This is a genomic window from Sphaerospermopsis sp. LEGE 08334 (genome assembly GCF_015207205.1).
In the GTDB taxonomy this organism is placed as follows: domain Bacteria; phylum Cyanobacteriota; class Cyanobacteriia; order Cyanobacteriales; family Nostocaceae; genus Sphaerospermopsis.
In genome coordinates this window covers 1-3,019 of sequence record NZ_JADEXH010000100.1, presented here as the reverse complement: position 1 = coordinate 3,019, position 3,019 = coordinate 1, and the positions used below count along the sequence as shown (strand labels likewise).

The following is a 3,019-nucleotide window of genomic DNA, read 5'->3' as shown; positions in this document are numbered from 1 at the left end:
GTGGTCAAGCTAATAAGGGCTAATGGTGGATACCTAGGCACACAGAGGCGAAGAAGGACGTGGTTACCTACGAAAAGTTCCGGGGAGTTGGAAGCAAACGGTGAGCCGGAAATATCCGAATGGGGCAACCCTATGTACTACCTGTTGAATATATAGACAGGAAAGAGCCAACCTGGCGAATTGAAACATCTTAGTAGCCAGAGGAAAAGAAATCAACTAGAGATTCCCCTAGTAGTGGTGAGCGAAAGGGGAAAAGCCTAAACCAAGAGGTTTACCTTTTGGGGTAGTGGGACAGCAATATCGAATCTAGAGACTAGACGAAGCAGCTAAATACTGCACCAGAGGAGGTGAAAGTCCTGTAGTCGAAAGTTAAAGGATAGTAGCTGAATCCCGAGTAGCACGGAGCACGTGAAATTCCGTGTGAATCAGCGAGGACCATCTCGTAAGGCTAAATACTACTGTGTGACCGATAGCGAACAAGTACCGCGAGGGAAAGGTGAAAAGAACCCCGGAAGGGGAGTGAAACAGAACATGAAACCATTAGCTTACAAGCAGTGGGAGTCCGATTAAACGGATGACCGCGTGCCTGTTGAAGAATGAGCCGGCGACTTATAGGTACTGGTAGGTTAAAGCGAGAATGCTGGAGCCAAAGGGAAACCGAGTCTGAAGAGGGCGATAATCAGTATTTATAGACCCGAACCCTGGTGATCTAACCATGTCCAGGATGAAGCTTGGGTAACACCAAGTGGAGGTCCGAACCGACCGATGTTGAAAAATCGGCGGATGAGGTGTGGTTAGGGGTGAAATGCCAATCGAACCAGGAGCTAGCTGGTTCTCCCCGAAATGTGTTGAGGCGCAGCGGTAATGATTAAAGTCGGGGGGTAAAGCACTGTTTCGGTGCGGGCTGGGAGACCGGTACCAAATCGAGACAAACTCAGAATACCCGATGAACACATTGCCAGTGAGACGGTGGGGGATAAGCTTCATCGTCAAGAGGGAAACAGCCCAGACCACCAGCTAAGGTCCCCAAATCATCACTAAGTGATAAAGGAGGTGGGATTGCACAGACAACTAGGAGGTTTGCCTAGAAGCAGCCACCCTTGAAAGAGTGCGTAATAGCTCACTAGTCAAGCGATCCTGCGCCGAAAATGAACGGGGCTAAGTGATGTACCGAAGCTGTGGGATTAACTAAACATTAATCGGTAGGGGAGCGTTCCGTCGTAGGTAGAAGCAGTAGCGGCGAGCAGCTGTGGACGAAACGGAAGTGAGAATGTCGGCTTGAGTAGCGCAAACATTGGTGAGAATCCAATGCCCCGAAACCCTAAGGGTTCCAGAGCCAGGTTCGTCCACTCTGGGTTAGTCGGGACCTAAGGCGAGGTCGAAAGGCGTAGTCGATGGACACAGGGTCAACAATCCCTGACTAAGATATGGGAGCATTGCTAGGGACGCATGAAAGATAGCCACACCCTGATTGGTTTGGGAGACGGTTACGACCGTTGCGTGGTGAAGGATAGTGCCAAGAAAAGCTAGTAATGTGATGAACATATGTTACCCGTACCCGAAACCGACACAGGTAGGGAGGTTGAGAATACCAAGGGGCGCGAGATAACTCTCTCTAAGGAACTCGGCAAAATGGCCCCGTAACTTCGGAAGAAGGGGTGCCCACTCATGGTGGGTCGCAGTGAAGAGATCCAGGCGACTGTTTACCAAAAACACAGGTCTCCGCTAACTCGAAAGAGGACGTATGGGGGCTGACGCCTGCCCAGTGCCGGAAGGTTAAGGAAGTTGGTCAGTGGTAACATGAAGCTGACGACCGAAGCCCCGGTGAACGGCGGCCGTAACTATAACGGTCCTAAGGTAGCGAAATTCCTTGTCGGGTAAGTTCCGACCCGCACGAAAGGCGTAACGATCTGGATGGTGTCTCAGAGAGAGACTCGGCGAAATAGGAATGTCTGTGAAGATACGGACTGCCTGCACCTGGACAGAAAGACCCTATGAAGCTTTACTGTAGCCTGGAATTGTGTTCGGGCTTCGCTTGCGCAGGATAGGTGGGAAGCGATGAACTTCTCCTTGTGGGGAGAAGGGAGCTAACGGTGAGATACCACTCTGGCGAAGCTAGAATTCTAACTCATCTCCGTGAGCCGGAGAGAGGACAGTTTCAGGTGGGCAGTTTGACTGGGGCGGTCGCCTCCTAAAAGGTAACGGAGGCGCGCAAAGGTTCTCTCAGCACGCTTGGAAACCGTGCGGCGAGTGTAAAGGCATTAAGAGAGCTTGACTGCAAGACCGACAAGTCGAGCAGGTACGAAAGTAGGCCTTAGTGATCCGACGGCGCAGCATGGAATGGCCGTCGCTCAACGGATAAAAGTTACTCTAGGGATAACAGGCTGATCTCCCCCAAGAGTCCACATCGACGGGGAGGTTTGGCACCTCGATGTCGGCTCATCGCAACCTGGGGCGGAAGTACGTCCCAAGGGTTGGGCTGTTCGCCCATTAAAGCGGTACGTGAGCTGGGTTCAGAACGTCGTGAGACAGTTCGGTCCATATCCGGTGCAGGCGTAAGAACATTGAGAGGAGTCCTCCTTAGTACGAGAGGACCGGGAGGAACGAACCGCTGGTGTACCAGTTATTGTACCAACAGTAGACGCTGGGTAGCCACGTTCGGAGCGGATAACCGCTGAAAGCATCTAAGTGGGAAGCCCACCTCAAGATGAGTGTTCTCACTACATCAAGTAGGTAAGGTCACGGGCAGAACACCCGTTTATAGGCTCTATGTGGAAGTACAGTAATGTATGTAGCAGAGGGGTACTAATAGACCGAGGGCTTGACCTCCAACATCATTGGCATAATTCGCGTTACTTGCAGTCTTCAGGGTTTTGTACACCCAAACATCTTTCCTGGTGTCTATGGCGCGGTGGAACCACACTGATCCCTTCCCGAACTCAGAGGTGAAACGCTGCTGCGGCGACGATAGTTGAGGGGTTGCCCTCTGTCACAATAGCTCGATGCCAGGGCTAATATT

At 51.7% G+C, this 3,019-nt stretch carries 2 rRNA genes; both read left to right on the top strand.

Annotated features, from left to right (window positions below):
- Positions 1-2: 2 nt before the first annotated feature.
- Positions 3-2,829: ribosomal RNA gene (locus IQ237_RS25870) — 23S ribosomal RNA — on the top strand.
- Positions 2,830-2,893: 64 nt separating this feature from the next.
- Positions 2,894-3,011: ribosomal RNA gene (gene rrf / locus IQ237_RS25865) — 5S ribosomal RNA — on the top strand.
- Positions 3,012-3,019: the final 8 nt, after the last annotated feature.